This window comes from Kribbella swartbergensis, from assembly GCF_054784135.1.
The window spans coordinates 12,976-28,559 of record NZ_BAAGPM010000035.1 but is presented as its reverse complement, the minus strand read 5'-3'; the positions used below and the strand labels follow the sequence as shown (position 1 = coordinate 28,559).

The 15,584-nt window shown below is 65.7% G+C and carries 12 protein-coding genes; 6 read left to right on the top strand and 6 right to left on the bottom strand.

Going from position 1 to position 15,584, the window contains the following annotated elements; translation table 11 throughout:
• Nucleotides 1–131: 131 nt before the first annotated feature.
• The 4 genes from ACYVOK_RS32220 to ACYVOK_RS32205 form a co-directional block, all read right to left on the bottom strand.
• Entirely contained in the window at nucleotides 132–1,181 is a 1,050-nt protein-coding gene (locus tag ACYVOK_RS32220) for a LacI family DNA-binding transcriptional regulator (protein WP_460666374.1), read from the bottom strand.
• Between the two features lie 150 nt (nucleotides 1,182–1,331).
• Complete coding sequence (locus ACYVOK_RS32215; protein WP_460666373.1) at nucleotides 1,332–2,156, bottom strand: carbohydrate ABC transporter permease; 825 nt, start codon at nucleotides 2,154–2,156, stop codon at nucleotides 1,332–1,334.
• A gap of 4 nt (nucleotides 2,157–2,160) precedes the next feature.
• Nucleotides 2,161–3,099: a carbohydrate ABC transporter permease gene (locus ACYVOK_RS32210; protein WP_460666372.1), complete on the bottom strand. Its 939-nt coding sequence runs from the start codon at nucleotides 3,097–3,099 to the stop codon at nucleotides 2,161–2,163.
• Nucleotides 3,096–4,439 carry an ABC transporter substrate-binding protein gene (locus ACYVOK_RS32205; RefSeq protein WP_460666371.1) on the bottom strand — a complete coding sequence of 448 codons (1,344 nt, stop codon included), beginning with the start codon at nucleotides 4,437–4,439 and terminating at the stop codon, nucleotides 3,096–3,098. The genes ACYVOK_RS32210 and ACYVOK_RS32205 overlap by 4 nt, the downstream gene beginning before the upstream one ends.
• A 256-nt stretch (nucleotides 4,440–4,695) precedes the next feature.
• On the opposite strand from ACYVOK_RS32205, the gene ACYVOK_RS32200 reads away from it, so the two are divergent.
• Nucleotides 4,696–6,846, top strand: a complete 2,151-nt coding sequence (locus ACYVOK_RS32200; RefSeq protein WP_460666370.1) for a hypothetical protein — start codon at nucleotides 4,696–4,698, stop codon at nucleotides 6,844–6,846.
• A 216-nt stretch (nucleotides 6,847–7,062) separates the two neighbouring features.
• On the opposite strand, the gene ACYVOK_RS32195 is transcribed toward ACYVOK_RS32200, so the two are convergent.
• Both ACYVOK_RS32195 and ACYVOK_RS32190 read right to left on the bottom strand, forming a co-directional pair.
• Nucleotides 7,063–7,851, bottom strand: a complete 789-nt coding sequence (locus ACYVOK_RS32195; protein ID WP_460666369.1) for an SDR family NAD(P)-dependent oxidoreductase — start codon at nucleotides 7,849–7,851, stop codon at nucleotides 7,063–7,065.
• Nucleotides 7,852–8,822: 971 nt separating this feature from the next.
• Nucleotides 8,823–9,560 carry a helix-turn-helix domain-containing protein gene (locus ACYVOK_RS32190; protein WP_460666368.1) on the bottom strand — a complete coding sequence of 246 codons (738 nt, stop codon included), beginning with the start codon at nucleotides 9,558–9,560 and terminating at the stop codon, nucleotides 8,823–8,825.
• Between the two features lie 179 nt (nucleotides 9,561–9,739).
• Here ACYVOK_RS32190 and ACYVOK_RS32185 point away from each other — a divergent pair, with 179 nt between their 5' ends.
• From ACYVOK_RS32185 to ACYVOK_RS32165, 5 genes are all read left to right on the top strand, one after another.
• Complete coding sequence (locus ACYVOK_RS32185) at nucleotides 9,740–9,931, top strand: hypothetical protein (RefSeq protein ID WP_460666367.1); 192 nt, start codon at nucleotides 9,740–9,742, stop codon at nucleotides 9,929–9,931.
• A 50-nt stretch (nucleotides 9,932–9,981) separates the two neighbouring features.
• Nucleotides 9,982–10,251, top strand: coding sequence for a hypothetical protein (locus tag ACYVOK_RS32180; RefSeq protein WP_460666366.1), 270 nt, complete (start codon nucleotides 9,982–9,984; stop codon nucleotides 10,249–10,251).
• 950 nt (nucleotides 10,252–11,201) lie between these two features.
• Nucleotides 11,202–11,783, top strand: a complete 582-nt coding sequence (locus tag ACYVOK_RS32175; protein ID WP_460666365.1) for a PadR family transcriptional regulator — start codon at nucleotides 11,202–11,204, stop codon at nucleotides 11,781–11,783.
• The gene (locus tag ACYVOK_RS32170) at nucleotides 11,780–12,502 is read left to right on the top strand and encodes an ABC transporter ATP-binding protein (protein WP_460666364.1); all 723 of its coding nucleotides are present in this window, start codon (nucleotides 11,780–11,782) and stop codon (nucleotides 12,500–12,502) included. The genes ACYVOK_RS32175 and ACYVOK_RS32170 overlap by 4 nt, the downstream gene beginning before the upstream one ends.
• Entirely contained in the window at nucleotides 12,502–15,213 is a 2,712-nt protein-coding gene (locus ACYVOK_RS32165; RefSeq protein WP_460666363.1) for an ABC transporter permease, read from the top strand. The genes ACYVOK_RS32170 and ACYVOK_RS32165 overlap by 1 nt, the downstream gene beginning before the upstream one ends.
• Nucleotides 15,214–15,584 lie beyond the last annotated feature (371 nt).

Below are 15,584 nucleotides of genomic sequence, written 5' to 3'. Positions count from 1 at the left end.
TCCGGACGACCGCTGTCGGTCACCGTAGTGGTCATGATCGTGTACGTCGGGACGACCGGGTTCGCGTCGTCATCGGGCAGCGATTGACCGCCGACGGACCATGCCGCTCAAAGATCGTGTCCGGGATCAGCTCACGATGCCGGCGATGTCTTTTGCTTTGTCGAAGTGGTGGCGCCGGCTCGGCGTCGACGCGGGGCCCTTGCGGTGCTGCGGCGGATGACGAGTTCGTGGGGCACGATCACTGTTGGTTCGGGTGACTGGCCGTCGAGTTGTGCGATCAGGTGGGCGACGGCTGTCCGGCCGTGTTCGTAACCATCGACCCTCACCGTCGTGAGAGCCGGACGAAAGTAGTCCGATCCAGGTGCGTCGTCGTACCCGGCGACGCTGATGTCCTCAGGGATGCGCAGCCCTCGTTCGCTGAGCGCATACATGACGCCCAGTGCGGTTTCGTCATTCGACGCGAAAACGGCGGTGACCGACGAGTCTTCAGCCAGCTCCAGTCCGGCTAGGTACCCCGATCGCGCCGTCCAGTCTCCGGTTAGCGGCTGTACCACCTCGGCGCCGGCCCGGCGTAGCGCTTGCTCCCATCCCAGCGCACGAAGATGGCTCGCACTCCACTCCGCAGGACCGGCGACGTGGTGCACGGTGGCGTGTCCCAGCCCGAGGAGGTGCTCGACCACCTCCTCGGCGGATCTGACCATGTCGGGGTGTACGGCGGGGCCTTCGTACCCGGGCACCGTACTAGTGGTCACCATGGGCATGGTTCGGTCGATCGCCATGATCGTTTCGGCTCCAGAGACCCATGGCGCCATGAAGATCACACCGTCGCAGCGCGCCATCGCCAGCCGGTCGATCCCCTCCTGAACTGCGGTCGGCTCGAACGTGGCGAAGCTGGCGATGCTCACGCTGTATCCCACCTCCGTGGCCGCCTGCTCGACCCCGGAGATGATCGACATCGCGCCGATGCTCGTCGGCCGGTTGGTCAACTGGTGCGTGAGCAGGCCGAGTACGCGTCCACGGCCGGTCGACAGCGCGCGGGCAATCGGATCCGGCCGATAACCCAGCGTATTGATCGCTCGTCTGACCCGGGCAGCCGTGCGCGGGTTGACCTGGTCGCCCCCGCGGGCGACCCGGGAGGCTGTTTGACGTGAGACACGGGCAAGTCGCGCGACGTCGGTCAAGGTCGGCCTCGCCGGAGGCGCAACGGCAGGGCCGTCCGACGGGTCCGCGTCAGCGGGCGAACGATCGCTCAACGGGGCGCTCCTCGAGTCTTGATGCTGGAAGACTATCCAGCCGGAACGGCCCACGAGATGCCTGGTCACCACGGCGAGTCACTTGAGAGCTCCGCTGCTGATTCCCTGGACGACCTGACGCTGTGCCACCACGTAGAACACGATCACCGGCAGCGCCGAGATGGCAGTCGCGGCCAGCAGGATGTTCTGCAGCGGCGTCTCTGCGGACACGAAGTTCATCAGACCACGCTGCACCGGCATCAACCCGTCGTCGTCGAACAACACGAGAGCCAGGAGGTACTCGTTCCACACGTTGAGACCCTGGATCACCGCGACCGCAATCAGCCCCGGCCGTGCCAACGGCAGGATCACCCGGGCGAACGCGCTGAACGCCGAGCAACCGTCGATGGCCGCGGCTTCCTCGAGATCCTTGGGCAGGTTGGCGAAGAACCCTCGCATGATCAGCGTCGCCATCGGGATACCGGCGGTGATCAGCACCAGGATGTACCCGAGCCGACTGTTGGTCAGCCCGAACGAGAGCATCAGCTTGTACTGCGCGATGAACGACGCCGGCGCTGGGATGATCAACACGGCGAGAATTACGAACATCACCACGGACCGTCCGCGAAAGTCGACCCGCGCCAGGACGTATCCGGCCATGCTCGACACGACCAGGATCCCGGCCACCGCGAGCACGGTGTACACCAGGCTGTTGGGCAGGTAGACGCCGAGGCGGCCATCGAGCCACGCCTCGACGTAATTCGACCACTGCGGCTCCGAGGGGATCAGCTCGCTGCCTCGATACAGCTCCTGCGTCGTCTGCAACGATCCGGCGAGGAGCCAGAAGATCGGGAAGAGGGCCACGAGCGCAGCCAGGACCAGCGGCACGTACAAGACCGTTGCTCGACGTCGGACGGTTGTCATCGGGTCACACCTTCCTGCGCGACAGTGTGAGCTGAAGCCCGGCCAGTACGACGAGCGCGCCGCCGAAGATCACCGACATCGCCGCGGCGGAGCCAAACCGGTGGTTCGTGAAGGCCTCCTCGTAGATTCGGAGCGTCGGCACGATCGTGTGGTACGCCGGTCCGCCGTTGGTCAGGACCTGGACCGTGCCGAAGATCTGCAGCGCCGCCAACAGGGTGAGCAGCGAGACGATGGTGGTGACAGGTGCAAGCTCGGGCCAGGTGATGTAGCGGAATTTCGCCCACGCCCGCGCGCCGTCGAGGCTCGCCGCCTCATAGAGCTCGGCGGGCATGTCCTGCAGGCCGGCGAGGAACAGGATGAAGCCGAATCCCCAGTGGAACCAGATGAACACCGCGGCCACCGCGGGCAGGGCCATGTCTGGGTCGTTCAGCCAGTTGTGTTGTAGTGCGGACAGACCGATCATGCCCAGCAGCCGGTTGATGATGCCGACGTTCGGCGCCAGCAGCCACGAGAACATCATGCCGACGACGACCACCGAAAAGATTCCGGGCAGGTAGAACGCCGTACGGAAGAAGGCCTTTCCGCGGCGGATCCGGTGGACGGCGAGCGCCATGCAGAGAGAGATCCCGTTCCCGGCGAAGAACCCCACCAGGCCGAAGATCACGACGATCCTCATCGAGTCCCAGAAGATCGTGTCATGCAGGACCCGCGCGTAGTTCGCTAGTCCGACGAAGGTCGTGCTCGGGCTGACGCCGTCCCACTCCTGAAGACTCAGCAGGATTGCCTGACCGAACGGAACGAATGTGAACACGGCCAGCAGCGCCAGCGCCGGCAAGAGGAAGAGATAGGCCATCGCATGCCGGCGCCGGGCAGCAATGTGGCGTCGCGTCCGGCCAGGGTTGCGCGCAATCGCCTGCTCGCTGGGTTTCGCTGTGATCGTCACTTGCTCTTCTTCTGTGCTGCCTGAACCTCGGCGAGGACCTGGTCCACGGTCTTCTCCTTGAGCGCGAGAGCCTGTACTCCGCTGCTCAGCGCTGTCCGCGCGTCAGAGCCGAATGGTGTTGAGATGATCTGGATGTCGTTCAGATGCTGGGCAAGGCCGCTGGACTGGGGGGCGAGATCTGCCGCATCCACAAGTGGGTTGGCGGGAACGAGGCCGACCATGTCGGCGAAGACCTTTGCCTGCTCGGGCTCGGTCAACCACTTCAGGAACGCCAACGCGGCGTCGACGTTCTTCCCCTTCGGGTTGATGCACGCGCCCTTGCCGATGTTGCCGACGGGGCGCGGCTTCTGCGTCGCGTCCGGTGCCGGGGGAAGAGCCGCTGAGGTGTAGTCGGTGAAGTCCGGCGCTGTCGCCCGCCCGACACCGACAGCGACAGACGCGTCGAAGATGGACGCGGCATCCTGGACGTTGAAGAACGACTTCTCCACGTTCGGGTTGTCGTCGTTGCCGCCCGGAATCGACTTGTTGACGATCACTCCGGCGTCAACCAGGTCGCTGATCAACTGCAATGCCTTACGCCAGCCCTCGGCGGTCCATGGAGTCCTTCCGGCGAAGGTGGCAGTGATCTCGTCGTCGGTCATCCAGTTCGCGGCCTGCGTCTGTACCAGGTACGGCGACAGCGACGCCGCCACCAGAAAGGCCCCGTTCCCGCTGTGCCTCGAGATCGCCTTCAGCTGGTCGATCCACTCGGTGGTCGTCGCCGGGGCCTTCTGCGGATCGACACCGGCGTCCCGGTACGTCGCCATGTTGCGGAACAGCCCCCACAGCTGGATTTCCCAGTGCGCGGAGTAAATGCCGGGCTTGACGCCATTCGCATTGCCCGCCGGGATGGTGGCCAGCTCCAGCGCGGTCGGCGCAAAGTTCTTCTTCCATTCGCCCTTCAACTCCGACGACAGGTCGAGGGCCCAGCCGGCCTTGTAGTACGGGATCATGTCGCCGACCAGCAGTGCGGAGTAGATGTCAGGCATGTCGCCCGACTGGGACTTCGACTGCAGTTTGGTCGGGAAGTCGACCGGGCCGACGTTGTCGACGGTCACCCGTACGCCGGTCTGCTCCTCGTACGTCTTGGTCAGCTTGGCCAGCGCATCCTTCTGGCCACGGGACTGATTCATGAACGTCAGCTCCGTCGACGCCGATCCCTGCTGGGCTCCGTCCGTACTGCAGGCGGTCAGCGTCGACCCGAACGAGACGGCTCCGGCAGCGGCGGCACCGTAGCCGAGGAAACGGCGCCTGGTCAGTGAGTTCGGGGGCCGGAGCGGCCCGCGGGTCGATCGCGACATGGCAGGAACCTTCCTCTGGGAACGACACGATTACGGTGCTCGAGATACTGCGTCTGGCCGGGCCTTCGGTGCCGATGTGGTCACCAGGGCCATCCGCATCCAGCAGGCCTGCGAGCGCGTATCCGGCTGGGTTGATACCGGTAACAATTGATACCGGTAACAGTGCGCCCTGTCAACGGGTTGAAGCAGGCTCGGCACGGTGGCTACCTTGCCGCGGAAACGGCTGAGCGCCGTGCAGCTACGTCGAAAGCAGCTGATGAGAATCGAACGACGGACCCTTGTCACGCGACACAATCCGGTTTTCGTCCGTCCACATCCGGCCGACACCTTGACTGTTGGCAACGGCAACATCGCGATGACGGTCGATCTCTCGGGCCTCCAGACGTTCCCGGACTTTCACGAGTTACGACCGGATCCGCGCCGAGTGGCAAGCGACGGCACCGATGGGCTTCCGAAGCAGGAGCAGCGTCCCTTTGCCAAGGACGACTATCAGATTCCACTGCGAGTCCAGTCGAGCTGGGGGTGGTATCGGGCGCGCGGCCGCCGTTCGTACCGGCTGGACGAGACGTTCACCTGGTACGAGACGGACCGAGGCAAGGTGCCGTACCCGGATCGGATGGGACTTCAGCGTGCCGGCGACACGATCCCACCGGATCTCGAGGCCGGCGCCTGGCTGCACTTCAACCCGCGGCGCCTGCATCTGGGCAGGCTCGCACTCGCCGTCCGGAGCGCGGCACTTGCACCGCTGACGGATCCTTTCCAGCTGCGCAACGCACGGACCGAGTTGGATCTCTGGACCGGGAGCGTCCGCGCGGAGTTCGAACTGCAGGGCCGGCGCGTCGTCGTCCACACGACTTCCGATCCGGCCGCCGATCGATTCGCTGTCCGGCTCGAATCCGCGTTGCTGCCGGACGGGCTCGCGATCGCGTGGCGGTTCGACGACCAGCCAGATGATCTGGCGTCGTTCGAGCAACCGTTGGCTCAGTCTCATGCGTGGCGGCAGATCGACGGTGTCTGGCAGTGTGAGCGTCGCGTCGAGTCCACGGCGTACCTCGTATCGATCGCGACCAGCGGTCATGCTGAGGTCGATTCCGAGGACGGCTCGCTCGTTTGCGGCAGCCCATCGCCCGAGCTCGAGGTTGTCGTTGCCCTCGGCCCCGTTCACGCGCAGGCGGATCCCGGCAAAGCCGCTGACGTCTTCCACCGTGCAGGCTCTTGGTGGAGCGAGTTCTGGGAGCAGGGAGCTGCCGTCAGCTTCGACGGCAGCGCCGACGACCGTGCCGGGGAACTGGAGCGCCGGACGGTGCTGTCGCAATACCTCACGGCGGTCAACTGCGCCGGCTCGACTCCTCCCCAGGAGACCGGCCTAACCTACAACAGCTGGTCCGGCAAGTTTCACCTCGAGATGCACTGGTGGCATGCCGCACACTTCCCGATGTGGGGGCGTGGCCACCTCTTGGAACGCAGCCTCGGCTGGTATCACGACACCCTCGGCACCGCGAGGGAAACCGCCCGGCAGCAGGGTTATCGCGGCGCGAGGTGGCCGAAGCAGACCGACCCGTCAGGGCGTGAGTCGCCGAGCAACATCGGAGCGTTCATCCTGTGGCAGCAGCCGCACATCATCTACCTCCTCGAGTTGCTGTACGCCGAGGGCCGTCCACACCGTTTCCTCACCGAGCACTACCCATTGGTGGCGGCGACCGCCGACTTCATGGCGGACTTCGTGGTCGAGCGCGACGGCCTGTTCGAGCTGCCACCACCGCTGATACCGGCACAGGAGAGCTACCTCGCCGATCGGGTCGGCACCGCCAATCCGACATTCGAACTGACGTACTGGTCCTGGGCTCTCGGAGTGGCGAACAGGTGGCGGACACGTCTGAAGCTTCCGCCATCCGAACGCTGGACCCGTGTGGCCTCCCGGATGCGGCCGCCCCTCCTGCTGCCAGACAATTCGTACGCCGCGATCACGACACCGCCGTACCTGATCCGCGAGGATCATCCATCGATGCTGATGGCCCTCGGCTGGGTTCCGCACTCCGAACAGATCCGGCACGATTCAATGGCGGCCACCCTCGACGCCGTTTGGCAAACGTGGGACCTACAGTCCACCTGGGGCTGGGACTACCCCGTGATGTCCATGACCGCGACGGCGTTGTCAGACCTGCACCGCGCCGTGGAGGCGCTCCTGATCCCCTCCCCCAAGAACATTTTTCTCCCCAACGGACACGCACCCCAGCGTCCCGGCTTCTTGTCGTTGTACCTCCCATCCAACGGCAGCCTGCTCGCGGCGGTAGCCCACCTGTCCGCAGCGCTACGTGCCGGACAGTCGATGCCGGACGGCTGGCAGCTGACCGCCGACGCGATGCCGCCGACGCTGAATCGACCAGTAGGTCAGGGTGGGGTTTGACCGGGCCGTATGAGGCCGTTCTGGTAGGCGAGGACGACGAGTTGGGCGCGATCGCGGGCGTCGAGCTTGGTCATGGCGGGGTTGACATGGGGTCTTGGCGATCAGGCGGGACACCTGCAGACGGCCGGCGATGTCCTCATTGGTCAGGCCTGGGTGGCCCGGACGACGACCTCGTCCGCAGTCGGCGCGACGACGGTCACGGTTAGCCGTGCATAGTCAGGTTGCGGTGTAGCCGCCGTCGACGGCCAGGACGGATCCGGTGACGTAGCTGGCGGCGGGCGAGGCTAGGAATGCATAGCTGGCGGCGATTTCCTCGACGGTGGCGCGGCGGCCGAGCGGGGTGAAGGTGTTGATGCGCTCGTCGGAGGCTGGGTCGTCGTGGGCGGTGACGTTGTCCATGATGTTGGCGACGTAGCCGGGAGCCACGGCATTGACGCGGATGTGATGCGGTGCCCATTCCGCTGCGAGGGTGCGTACGAGTTGGTTGATGCCGCCCTTACTGGCCGCGTAAGGCGCCAGCGAGGGGATCCCGACGGAGCCGGCGATGGACGAGGTCATGGTGACCGATCCGCCGCGGCCCTTGCCGATCCAGTGACGGGCGGCGGCCTGGGCCGGCTGGAAGGCCCCGCGCAGGTTGATAGTGAGGATTCGGTCCCATTCCTCCGCGCTGTAGTCGATGGCTCGCTTGATGATGTCGATGCCAGCGTTGCAGACGATGTGGTCCAGGTCGCCGAAGACGCTGACGGCCTCGTCCACCAGCTGCCGTGCCACGGCAGCATCCGTGACGTCGCCAGGCAGTTGCGCCACTCGCGGCCGGCCGCCCGCTGTATGAGGGTGGTCTTCACGCAGTGCCCGGAAGGTGGTCTCAGTCTCGGCAGGGTCCAACCCGCTGATTAGGACGCTGGCACCCTGCCGCAACAGGGTGCCTGCTATAGCCAGGCCGATACCGCGGCTGGAGCCGGTGACGACTGCCGTTGTGCCGGTCAGGTCGAACAGATCGCTCATGGCTGCTTCCTTGCTCGTTGTCACGGTGCGCCGCCTGTCGGGGGATCTGAATCGCCCTGTGCAGGCGGGACGCTCATCCGGAGCATGTTCCCAAAGAGTCCTGGGGCAAGGGCAACCACACCTAGACACTTCACGCGACAGTCCGCGGCCTAGCATCCTCCAGCAGTTCGCGCCGAGCGGTCTCCGCGCCGCTTCACCAGCGGTCCCGCGTTCCACCTGGCACGACAACGCCAATCCCCTGGTCAGGCAACGGCAACGTCACTATGCCCCCGGTGGACGTCTCACCGAGAGCACAGCGGAGCGGCGAGCCGCTGGTCACGCTGCTGGTCTGAACGTCCCAGACTCTCGCCTGCCGCACACCCCGACCGTGCCCCACCCCAAACCGAAGCTCCGGCGGACCGAGTGGGGTTCCTTGCCGGTAAGCCCGGGCGTGACCGGGGCCGCACGAGCACGAACCTCACGCTGACACATCGTGCTCGCGACACCCACCGAGCTGCGGACACGGCTGGCCCCGGCTCAGGGCCCTAAGTCGAAACTTCTTCGGCTTCAACGACACAGCGCGGTCCGGCGCCACCCCTTCTCCTGCAGGCGGACGCGCGGGCCGAGCTCCGCTGTACCTGAGGTCCGACACGGTTCCCTTGGCGCTCGCGCCGCTCGAACACGGCCACGCCGATGTGGTCTACGTCTCATGCGGTATGTCGTACCGGCCGCAACAAAGTTTGTGGTCTGCTGTCGACGTTGCCGTGCGAAGCCTTGGTTCACCAGCCTAACGAGATGCCCTCGGCTTGTGCGGATCGGACGGTGTCCTGGCTCTGGCCGAGCTCAATGCTTGTCACGCCGATCGAGGGTGTTGCCGCCGGCAAGTTCGGGCAGCTTTCCCGCGCCCCGGGTTGGTCCAGTCGTCTCCGCCACTGCGGCCCAGCACCATGCCAGCGTTAGAAGCAGAGATCCCGAAAGGAGCCGTCAGCACGTCAGGAGTCGTCCGCCATAGGGCTGCTGCTGGCCCAGATGGCGCTGAAGCTGGCCAGGTACGAGTCGAACATCTCGCTGTCTTGCGTCTGGTGGTAGTGATAAACGGGCGACTGCGCCGCGGGAATGCCGTAGGCATGCTGATTGACCAGTAGTTGATCGTCCGATCGATACATCGAGTTGTAGAGGACTGTGTCGTGCAGCCTCAGCTCAACTCTGTCGTACTTCAGGAGAGGGCGCAGAAGAGTCAATGAGTTACAAGTCTTGGCGCTCATTGCCTCGCCGATCTCTTCCTCCGCGCCTCTCCGATTGACGTTATGCCCGTCGGGAAGCCCCAAGGCGATCTTGATCTGGACACCTCCATCACTCTTGTCCCTCAGCAGCTGGACCAAACGGGCGTCCTCCGCAAGGAAGAGGGCGCTGTAGGCGAGGATGCCGATCTCGGACTTCGCCGCGTCGAAGAACGACAGCCAGGCCTTCTGACCGATCGCCGTACGGCGTGCATAGACGCCAGCGATTTCCGCCGGCCTGGAGCGGGTGGCGGTCAGGGCGCGGAGCTCGGGCCAGACGACGTGTTCTTCCAAGCCGAGTAGTCGACTCAGCGCAGCGCGGCGCTGCGGGTGCGGGATCTGACCGCGCATCCAATTCCGCACGGTCTTCGGATCGACGGACAACTCCACGGACAGGTCTACCTCGGTGAGGTTTGCGTCGTACATCGCGCGCCGGAGCAGCTCGTTCACCTAGGATCCCCACTCTTACCCACGGGTAGATGTCGGTAAATGTCTAGAAGGACACTAGCACGAAATGTCCGTAAATGTCCGTGGATGAGGTTCTGCTGTCCAGCCCGGTCCGACCAGTCTTGGGGAACGCTCGACAGAGCCGTCGAGCTCGTAACGGAGTTGATCAAGGAGTGTCAACGGTGAGCCAGACGACCACCGATGAACAGCCGATGGTTCGCGTGCGGGTGTGGTTCGGCCAGTTCCCGATCGTCGACCACACGACCGCCTGCGAGGCTGGAACGGCGTTCGCCCGAGCAATCGGCCGCCGATTCTCCGGGCTGCCGGTCACCGTCGACCCGGTTGCTTCGCTTCCCGACGGCGTCGAGCGGTGATCGGCAGAAAGCTGCCGGTGGCGCCGGGGTATGTCCGTAGATACCCCTTGATGCGGGATCGCGATCTTGGCGAAGTGCAGCAGCGTCTCGCGGAGGTCGCCAAGCAGCACGGGCGTACGTTGGGCACGGTGTACGTCGAGGAGCTACCCACGGATCCTCAGGCGTTCGAGGCCTTGCTCGCCTCGTTGAAGGACCTTGATGCGCCCGCCGTGATCATCCCCTCGAAGGCGCACTTCGGCCGATGGGATCTGGCAGGGTCCAAGTACGACCTACTTCAACAACAGGTGGCCAACACTCAGGTCATCATCGCCGACCTATAAGCCAGCGTGCCCGGGTCCCCTCCCCCAGCAGGCAATCGTACGTCTGCATGGGCCGGGCCGCTTCATGGAGTCCTCGCCCGCGAGACCCCCGAACCTCCTCTGCGCGTCTCGCGGACGGGGACTCCTTCCTTCAGTCCGGCAGGCGAGCGTTCAGTGTCAGCGACCAGCGCTCGTCTGCCGTTCCACCATTCCGAAGCGACGGAACCCAACAGTTCCGCCCGCGTGGTAGGGCGAGGCGCATTACATCGCGCGCGCAACCGGTTGCCAGCGTGCTGGTCCCGCTTTCCGAAGCGCCAGGTGCGTACCAACCGCCTGCGGCAGCACGCGCTCCAGTACGTCGAAGGCGGCAGGCCAGTCGCGTGTCGCGATTCAGGCGGCGGCCGACACTTGCGGCCACCTCGATTGCCTCGGGCTACCGCCTCTATCTGGAACCCCGTTGCTCGACCATGACCGATGCGATCGGGGCCGCGTCAACGACAGGTGGAATATCGCATTCAGTCACGGCGGTACTTCGATGTACCGCTTCCCTCGCACCGCGGCGCTCTGCGGCACTATCAATAGGACCCACTCGTAGCCCTATCAACGCAGAGAGACAGGGCGCCGCACCACGACCTCGCCGAGCACCGCTCAGCCCGAAGGCGTCGAGGACGGAACCGATCCCCGAGCGCGACGTCTATGAGTCATGGCAGGCCCACTTCACGATCGTCACATTCGGGTACGTCAGTCCGGACGAAGTGGTCGCCATGTGCTTCCCGCTGGTACTCGGGCTGAGCGTCCACATCAGCTGCAACAGGCCTCAACGCTCGACCCACTCGCCGTGGCCGTCAACTGGACGCCCCTCATATTCCGCCGAGGCCTCGCGTGGGCGGACTCTGCGCCGCCCCCGCCGACCACCGCCGAGCGATCAGCTGGCTGGGAGGACGCCTACTGCGTATGTATACTCAGTATGTATGTCCATCAGACCGGCACTGCTCACCTTGCTCAGCACCGGACCCAAGTACGGTTACCAACTGCGCGCCGAGTTCGAGGCAGCAACTGGGTCGACCTGGCCGCTGAATATCGGGCAGGTCTACTCGACGTTGACCCGGCTGCACCGCGACGGCCTGGTGGAACCGGCGGATGAACCACCGGACGGCCGGTCGGTTTACCGGATCACCGACGCTGGGCGCGCCGAGCTGGCGAGCTGGTTTGAGACTCCCGTGGTCCCCGACTCGCGGCCACGCGACGAACTGGCGATCAAGCTCGCCCTCGGTCTCACGGTGCCGGGCCTCGACATCAAAGAGGTGATCCAGCGTCAGCGAGTCGCGACAATGCAGTCCCTGCAGGAACTGACGCGCGTCAAGCGGGCAACCCCGGAGGACGACATCCCCTGGCTCCTCGTCGTCGATGCGATGATCTTCCAGGCCGAGGCAGAGATCCGCTGGCTCGATCATTGCGAGTCGACGCTCGCGCGCCGACGGCGTCCAAGAACCTCCCAACCCAGTCGTCGCGCCTCGGCCGATGGACACCCCACCACGGGCGCACACCGATGACCGCAGTACTGGAGCTACGGAACGTCACTCGTGTGCACCCCCAAGGCGAGGACGCCGTGTACGCCCTGCGCGGCGTGAGCCTCACGGTCACGGCGGGTGAGCTGGTCGCCGTGACGGGCCCGTCTGGGTCCGGGAAATCCACCCTGCTCACCTGTTCCGGCGGCCTCGACCGGCCGACCACCGGCAACGTCCTCATCGACGGCACCGACTTGACGACCATCAGCAGGCAGTCAGTGGCAGCACTGAGAAGGCGGCGAATCGGGTATGTCTTTCAAGACTTCAACCTGATCCCGGCCTTGACTGCCGTGGAGAACGTCTCACTCCCGCTCGAACTCGACGGGACCCGGGCCGGCGCCGCCCGTGCGCTCGCGCTGAAGGCGCTGGAGGAGGTACGAATCGCGGAGTTGGCCGACCGCTTCCCAGACGACATGTCCGGCGGTCAGCAACAGCGCGTCGCGATCGCGCGCGCCATTGTCGGCGAACGGACGTTGCTGCTCGCCGATGAGCCCACCGGCGCACTCGACTCCCAGACCGGCGAGTCGGTGTTGAGCTTGCTGCGCGACCGCTGTGACAACCACGGCATCGCCGGAGTACTGGTCACCCATGAGGCCCGGCATGCTGCTTGGGCCGACCGAGTCGTCTATCTCCACGACGGCGCGATCGTCGGGCAGGCGGGTCCGCTCGACAGCGCTGAGACATTGCTCGGACAGGACCGCTGATGGCCCGCAGGAGCTGGCGCGTCGCGCTGCGGATGGCGCACCGTACGGCCCGTCGCTCGATTGGCCGTACCGTCCTGGTTGCGGCCTTGATCGGCCTGCCGGTACTGGCGGCCAGCTGGATCGTCATACTCACCAGCAGCACGAACCCGAGCGGTGCGCCTTTGGCTCGCCAGAAGCTGGGAACTGCCGATGCGACCATCACGGTGACCAAAACGCCGAGGATCACCGTGCAGCCTGCTATGGCGGATCCGACCAATGTGTCCTACCGCAGTGACCCCGAACAGGACGGAAGCCGGGATCCGGCCCGCGTCAACATCGCAGCGCTACTCCCCTCGGGGAGCAAGGTTGTCGCCGCGCCGTACGAGTGGACCAGCGCGGTCACGCTCAAGGTGCGCGACACCACTGGCAACTACCCGATCGTGGGCCTTGACGGCCGCTCTCGGCTGACGGCTGGAATGTACAGGCTGGACGCGGGGCGGCTACCCACCGGACCGGGCGAGGTTGCCCTGTCCCCCTCACTTGCCGATCACCTCGGTCTGCGTGAGGGCCGCTCACTCATCGACGGAGCCGCTGTGCAAACGGCCGACGGCCACAGCTATCCCGTCGTAGGGTTGGCCCGGCGACCGGATCGCCCGAACGAGCGGTATCTGTGGGGATTGCCTCGCTCGCCGCTTGTCCCGGTTTCCCCTGATGCCGATCTGACGTACCTCGTGGGTCTCCCCCGCACATCCGACCCGCTCGCTCTCCAGCAGCGTCTCGCGGCGCAGGGCATCGCCCTCACACCGCGGTCCTGGGTCATCGATCCTCCCGGCGGCCCCCAATCGCCTGGTGACTCCGACGCTCGGGCCATCGCCGCCACCGCACTCGTGATCGGCTTCGGCGTGGTCGAGATCGTGCTGCTGGCCGGTACGGCGTTCGCCGTGAGCGCGCGCCGCCAGACCCGAGAGTACGGTCTGGTGTTGGCTGCCGGCGGAAACCCTCAAGACATACGGCGGATCGTCCTCGCCCAAGGCCTGGCTCTCGGCCTGATCGGAACGGCGGCCGGCGCTACTCTCGCGATCGTCGCCGCGGTCCTAGGTAGACCTGGGTGGGAACGGACCTTCAACCACTTGATCGACGACTGGATCATTCCGGTCGTACCGCTGGTTGTAATGGGCCTTCTCGCGTTGCTCGCCGCAATGGCCGCCGCCGTTGTACCGGCCATCACCGCCGGTCGGCAGCAGCCGATGGCTGCGCTCACCGGCCGATTCTCTGTGCGCGCGGGCAACAGGCGGTACCGGTCAGCCTTGGTACTGCTCCTCGCCGGAATCACATCAGTGCTCATCGGCGACTCGATGCTCGGCTCGGAGTTCGAGAAAGCGCGCCAAGCCCTCCAGGAGGATCCGAATCTGACAACTCGAGGCATCGCTCCGCCGGCGCCGCTTGCCCTTGTTCTGATCGGTATCAGCACGGTGATCGCGGCGATGGTATGGCTGCTACCGACCCTGATGGCCAGGGTCGCGATGGTCGGCCGGCGACTTCCGGTGAGCGGCCGGCTTGCACTGCGGGACGCGGCTCGGCACCGGCATCGGACCGGGCCCGCCGCGGCGGCCATCATGATTTCGGTCGGCGGCACGGTTGCCATGGCCTTCGCAGTCGCCAACGCGTCCGCCGCCGAGGCCGAACGGTACGTCCCGTCGACCCGCGACGGCAACGCCGTCGTTCGGTTCAGCGATTCCGAACACGAGGAAGGTCCTCGGCTGCCAACGTACTCCCTCAACCTCATTCGCCGGCTGGAGCAACGACTCCCGGCTCGCGGCCACGTCGACCTTGCGCTCGTCGAGGCTCAGCGCCGATCCGAACCGCCCTACCGGTCCGTCCTCGGCGTCACCGAGCCGATCGGAGCTGGCTGTGGCACGGAAGGTGCTACCTGCGGGAGCCTGTTCCTGCGGCTGATCGCGGTCGATCCGGAATACGTTGAACAACTGGGCTCCAACGGACCAGAGGTCGCGGCCGTCCTCCGGTCTGGACAGGTCGCAGTTTCCGACGCAGCGTCGAAGGTCCCCGGCTCGCCTCCGCTCGTCCGCGACGGGAAGATCACAGTCAAGGGTCACGACGACGTCGCCAGTACCGGTGTGACGCTCCCAGCTTCACTTGTCGCGGGACTGCCGCGCCTGAAGGGATTCCAGTCGGCGGTGCTCATCAGTCCGGAGACGGCACGCAAGCTCGGCTCCCTGAAGGTCATCGAGACGCACTTCGACCTGACCCGAAGCCTCACGGGAGAGGAACAGCTTGCGGCCGCGGCCGAGCTCGGTGCGGAGGGCTTGCTGACCGTCGAGGATGGCTACACCAGCCGGGCCGGCACGGCCTCCATTGCCTTGGTATCAGCTGCAACCGCGGTCACTCTGCTCGGGGTCGCCATCTCTGTGGCCTTGTCCTCAGCGGAAGGACGAGCGGACTTCGCCACGCTGGCGGCCGTCGGAGCCCAACCACGGCAGCGCCGCAAACTCGCCGCGGCACAGGCCTGGCTCCTCGCTCAACTCGGCTGCGTGCTCGGCGTACTGATCGGTGGGCTGTACGGATACACCGCGCACGTGGTCTTCGCCTCGCCTCACTTCGCCATCCCATGGCGCGACCTGGGCGGCATCCTCATCGCCGTACCGCTGTTTGCCGGCGCTCTGGCCTGGCTGGCCACGCGGTCACACCTACCGACTCTGCGGAGGCTGGAGTGACGTGACATCGGGGAACATCACCATGTCAAGGGCCGGGACGGCTGGCATGCTGCGGACCGACTCAGGGCCCCGATACGACCGAAGCGGCGGCCGCCAATGCACTCGAAAAATGCGCGTGAAGGCCTGAGACAACGAGCTGCCCGGAACACCGACGTGACCTCTTCGGCGACTCGGCGCGGCGGCGATGGAACGAGCCCAATTCCAACGAAAGTACGCCAGTGAGATGAACGGCCTCATCGTTTGGCACAGTCGCCACGGGCCGTTCGGCCTGGAGACGATCGATCCTCACGTGACTCGGGGTGAACAGCCCTGAGGACCAAACGCCCACTGGTCACCCTGTGGATATCGATTCATCCGTCGCCCATCGCTAC